Consider the following 4,298-nt stretch of genomic DNA (forward strand, 5'->3'; position numbering starts at 1 on the left):
TGTTGACGGCGACGTAAACCCGCCGGAATCTGGGGATTGACGCGGGTCGTCCTCAAAATCGTTCGCCGGGTGTTTCTGGGTGGGAAGGAATTTCGAATCGGATCCGGGCGTGTCGAGCGGTGAGTCCGGATGTAGTGAAACGCTGCCGTAGGTCGAGGCGGTGGACTTGATGTGACCGATGCGTGCGTCCCGAGGTACTCGGGGACGCCGTGCGCTATGCTCGACGCGAACGCCGGAAAGGCGAAGGCCCGGGCACATTCCTGGAAAGAACCCCGGGCCTTCTGCGAGCGCGCGCGCATGGGAAGCGCGTGCGCACTGCCTTTATGCCTGCAATGCGCGGCGTTGTCCAGCGGCGGCGTGCGGGGTTCATGGAGGCGAGCGGGGAGACGTACCGGCTCTACAGTTGCGCGCGCTGCGCCGAGCAGGTGCGCATCTGCCGGGACTGCGACCGGGGCAACCGCTACTGCGCGGGCGAGTGCGCGCGGGTTTGCCGGGGCGAATCGTTGCTGCGCGCCGGGGAGCGCTATCAGAGAAGCTACCGCGGAGCGTGCCGGCATGCGGCGCGGCAAAGCGCCTGGCGCACTCGGCAATCGGAGAAAGTGACGCATCAGGGTTCCCTTGCGGTGGCCCTGACCGGCACAGTGGCGCTCCTCTCGATCCCGATTGAGCCCCGCGATGCAGAAGACATCACCGTGGTTGAACCGCCGTCGGCGCCGGACGACTGCGCGGCATTGGATCGCACCGATATGCAGCGCGGCGCGCACCCGCACGCTCATCGCCGGATGGCGCTCTTGGGGCGCTGCAACTTCTGCGAGCGCGCACTGCCGCACTTTGCCCGGCACGGCCCACTGCGCGGGGGCCCTTGATCGGAACGCTCTGCGATGATCCCGCGCGCGCTGGAGGCGGAGATCCTGCGGCTGCATCAGACCGAGCACTGGCCGATTGGCACCATCGCCACGCAACTGCGCGTGCATCACGGCACCGTGCGCCGGGTGCTCGCTCAAGCCGGCGTGCCGGTAGAGAAAGTGCCCGCCCGCCTCTCCATCGTTGAGCCCTACCGGGCGTTCATCGAGGAGACGTTGGCGAAGTACCCGAGCCTTCGCGCGTCCCGGCTCTACGCGATGGTGAAGGAGCGAGGCTATCCGGGCGCCCCCGATCACTTCCGCGCGATCGTCGCCACCCTTCGCCCGCGGGCCGCGGGCGAGGCGTATCTGCGGCTGCGAACGCTGCCCGGCGAACAAGCGCAAGCCGACTGGGCGCACTTCGGGAAACTCACCATCGGGCGGGCCGTGCGCCCGCTGATGGCGTTCGTGATGGTGCTCTCCTATTCGCGCCGCTTGTTCCTGCGCTTTTACCTGAACGCCGCCATGGCGAACTTCCTGCGCGGCCACGTGGAGACCTTCAGCCGCTGGAACGCGGCGCCGCGGGTGGTGCTCTACGACAACCTGAAAAGCGCCGTGCTCGAACGCAGCCACGAGGCGATCCGATTCCACCCCGCGCTTCTGGAGTTGGCCGCCCACTACCGCTTCCAGCCCCGCCCGGTGGCGGTGGCGCGCGGCAATGAGAAGGGGCGGGTCGAGCGTGCCATTCGCTTCGTGCGCGATGCGTTCTTCGCCGCGCGCACCTTCCGGGATCTCGATGATCTGAACGCCCAAGCCGACGCCTGGTGTGAGGGGGAGGCGGCCGATCGGCCCTGCCCGGAGGACCGTGCCCGCAGCGTGCGTGCCGTGTTCGCCGACGAACAACCCCATCTCCTCGCCTTGCCCGAGAACCCGTTCCCGACTGAGGAGCGCATCGAGGTGAGCGTGCGCAAAACCCCCTACGCGCGTTTCGATCTGAACGACTACTCTATCCCCCACACCCATGTGGGTCGAACGCTCAGCGTGCTGGCGAGCTTGCATACCGTGCGCATCCTCGATGGCCACGACGTGCTCGCCGCTCATCCGCGCTCGTTCGATCGCGGCGTGCAAGTGGAAATCGAGGCCCATGTCGAGGCCCTCGTCACCTACAAGCGCGCCGCCCGTGCGCACCGTGCGCAAGACCGCCTGCATCACGGCGCACCGAGTGCGAAGCCGCTGTTCCTGCGCGCCGCCGAGCGCGGCGCACACCTGGGCGTGCTCACCCGCGGTCTGCTGGCGCTGCTCGACACCCACGGCGCGCACGCACTGGAGGCGGCCATCGTCGCCGCGCTCGCCGAAGACGCCGCGCACCTGGGCGCCGTGCGCCACTTCATCGATAGCCACGCCCACGCCCGCGGCCAACCCCCGCCTATCGCGGTGGTACTGCCCGCGGATCCGCGGCTACACACGCTCAGCGTGCGCGCGCACGCCTTGCGCGATTACGACCAACTCACTCCGGACAAACATGATGAAGGCACCCACACCGACGACGAACCTCACTCTTGAAGTGGCTCGCCAGAGTCTGCGCCGGCTCGGCCTCTACGGCCTGCTCGCGCATGCCGAGTCCCTGATGCACGAACCGTGGCTACCCCGAGTGCTCGACATTGAAGAAACCGAGCGCGCGCATCGCTCCCTCAAACGCCGTCTGGACAATACCCGCCTTGGCACCTTCAAGCCCATCGCCGACTTCGACTGGGAATGGCCCAAGAAGTGCGACCGCAGCCTGATCGAGGAACTGTTCTCGCTCGCCTTCGTCGAGGAGGCCGCCAACGTGGTGCTCATCGGACCCAACGGTCTGGGCAAAACCATGCTGCTCAAAAACCTCGCCTACCAAGCGGTGTTGCACGGCCATACCGCGCGCTTCACGCTGGCCTCCGACATGCTTCACGACCTCGCCGCTCAGGACTCCACCACCGCACTCGCGCGCCGGCTGCGCCGCTATACCTCTCCCACCATCCTGGCCATCGATGAAGTCGGCTATCTGTCCTACGACGCGCGTTACGCCGATCTGCTCTTCGAGGTGGTCACCCGCCGCTACCAGAATCGTCCCATTCTCCTCACCACCAACAAAGTCTTCGGCGAATGGAATCAGGTGTTCCCCAATGCCGCTTGCGTCGTCACCCTCGTCGACCGCCTGGTACACCGCGCCGAGATCGTCGCGCTCGAAGGCGAGAGCTACCGCCTCAAGGAGGCCAAGGAGCGCGCTGAGCGCAAAGCCAAATCCCGCACCCCGACCGCGCGCAAGCAGCGCTAGCCACCATGCTCAGACCCAACGACTTGCCCCTGCTATGTCTGCCCACCGATCTGTCCGATGAGGCGGCCGCTAAGCTCGTGGAGTTTCTCCACGAGCTCACCGACGCGCTCGAACGCCATTACTGCGCCCAGCTTCGTCGCTACCACCACGAAACCACCGAACCAACGTGCGAGCACGATCAGCGCCCTCATCTCCACCCCGAATCCAACGATCCGCCGTTCTGAGCACCGCGCCCACTGTGCCGCTGCCTACCATACACAAACCCGCGCCCACCTTCAAAATGACGCGGATTTAGAACCCCGGCAACAATCCTCCCGCTCCAAAGCTGGTTACGACAACTTACCGCCAACACGGACTCGTTAGATCTTAATCAGGAGGATATTCATGCTACGCAACATTTTTGCACTGTTTTTAATAATATTTTTCTCCGCCAACACACTTGCTGTGGAAAAAGAAGAGCTTGGTAAGTGCGCTGCAAAAAAAACAGGCGCGGAACGACTTATATGTTATGACAATATCGCCAAGACACTTGGAGTGGACAAACCACAAACAGTTGTCACTGTTGGCAAGGGAAAATGGATCGTCCGAACAGATAAGTCACCTATAAACGACACAACAAATGTCTACTTGTCGCTTAGCTCCGAGCAGTCAGTTCGTTCTGGTTATGACACAGTCACCCCAACGCTCATCATCAGATGTGCCGAAGGGAAGACGAATGCCTATATTACTTGGGACCTTTACTTGGGTTTGGAATCTACAAGCATGTTGACCAGGCTCGATAAAGGCCCGGCGGTTACAAAAACGTGGTCAATATCAACCGATAACAAAGCAGTTTTCGTATCTGGTAGCGACATGGCTTTTGCAAAACAACTCATGTCACACCAAACGTTGCTTGCACAAATTACTCCCTACAGCCAAAGCCCCGTAATGGCAACATTTGACATTGGCGGACTATCAGAAGCAATTAAACCTCTCCGAGAGGCATGTAAGTGGTGAGAGCTATACATGACAGAGCACGGTTTGTTCATGGCTCTGATCTAACCCTACGCTCAAGCGGGACTGCGCAAAAGCGCGCAGCCCCTTAGCTCCACGTTTAGAACGCATGAAGGGCACGGAGTCTTCGCTGGGGAATACCGTGAAATCCA

5 protein-coding genes are annotated in these 4,298 nt (G+C 62.8%); 4 read left to right on the forward strand and 1 reads right to left on the reverse strand.

All coding sequences use genetic code 11. The features are described from left to right. Nucleotides 1-308: 308 nt before the first annotated feature. Genes VES88_11675 through VES88_11685 form a run of 3 tightly spaced genes read left to right on the forward strand, consistent with a single transcriptional unit; the run spans nucleotide 309 to nucleotide 3,153 of the window. Nucleotides 309-866 (forward strand): hypothetical protein, encoded by a 558-nt coding sequence (locus tag VES88_11675; GenBank protein ID HYN82155.1) that lies wholly within the window; start codon nucleotides 309-311, stop codon nucleotides 864-866. Between the two features lie 15 nt (nucleotides 867-881). After that, complete coding sequence (istA, locus tag VES88_11680) at nucleotides 882-2,405, forward strand: IS21 family transposase (GenBank protein HYN82156.1); 1,524 nt, start codon at nucleotides 882-884, stop codon at nucleotides 2,403-2,405. Beyond that, the gene (locus VES88_11685; GenBank protein HYN82157.1) at nucleotides 2,368-3,153 is read left to right on the forward strand and encodes an ATP-binding protein; all 786 of its coding nucleotides are present in this window, start codon (nucleotides 2,368-2,370) and stop codon (nucleotides 3,151-3,153) included. The genes istA and VES88_11685 overlap by 38 nt, the downstream gene beginning before the upstream one ends. A gap of 32 nt (nucleotides 3,154-3,185) precedes the next feature. Here VES88_11685 and VES88_11690 read toward each other — a convergent pair whose 3' ends face one another. Continuing rightward, nucleotides 3,186-3,344, reverse strand: a complete 159-nt coding sequence (locus VES88_11690; GenBank protein HYN82158.1) for a hypothetical protein — start codon at nucleotides 3,342-3,344, stop codon at nucleotides 3,186-3,188. 193 nt (nucleotides 3,345-3,537) lie between these two features. Between VES88_11690 and VES88_11695 the strand changes: the two genes are divergently transcribed. Next, complete coding sequence (locus VES88_11695; GenBank protein ID HYN82159.1) at nucleotides 3,538-4,149, forward strand: type VI secretion system-associated protein TagO; 612 nt, start codon at nucleotides 3,538-3,540, stop codon at nucleotides 4,147-4,149. The last annotated feature ends 149 nt before the right edge of the window (nucleotides 4,150-4,298 follow it).

The sequence above is a fragment of the Gemmatimonadaceae bacterium genome (assembly GCA_035633115.1).
Lineage (GTDB): Bacteria > Gemmatimonadota > Gemmatimonadetes > Gemmatimonadales > Gemmatimonadaceae > UBA4720.

Excerpts from the sequence above, each read along its gene's own strand:
- istA (HYN82156.1), top strand. The coding sequence starts at position 882 with ATGATCCCGCGCGCGCTGGAGGCGGAGATCCTGCGGCTGCATCAGACC.
- VES88_11685 (HYN82157.1), top strand. The coding sequence starts at position 2,368 with ATGAAGGCACCCACACCGACGACGAACCTCACTCTTGAAGTGGCTCGC.
- VES88_11690 (HYN82158.1), bottom strand. The coding sequence starts at position 3,344 with ATGAGGGCGCTGATCGTGCTCGCACGTTGGTTCGGTGGTTTCGTGGTG.
- VES88_11695 (HYN82159.1), top strand. The coding sequence starts at position 3,538 with ATGCTACGCAACATTTTTGCACTGTTTTTAATAATATTTTTCTCCGCC.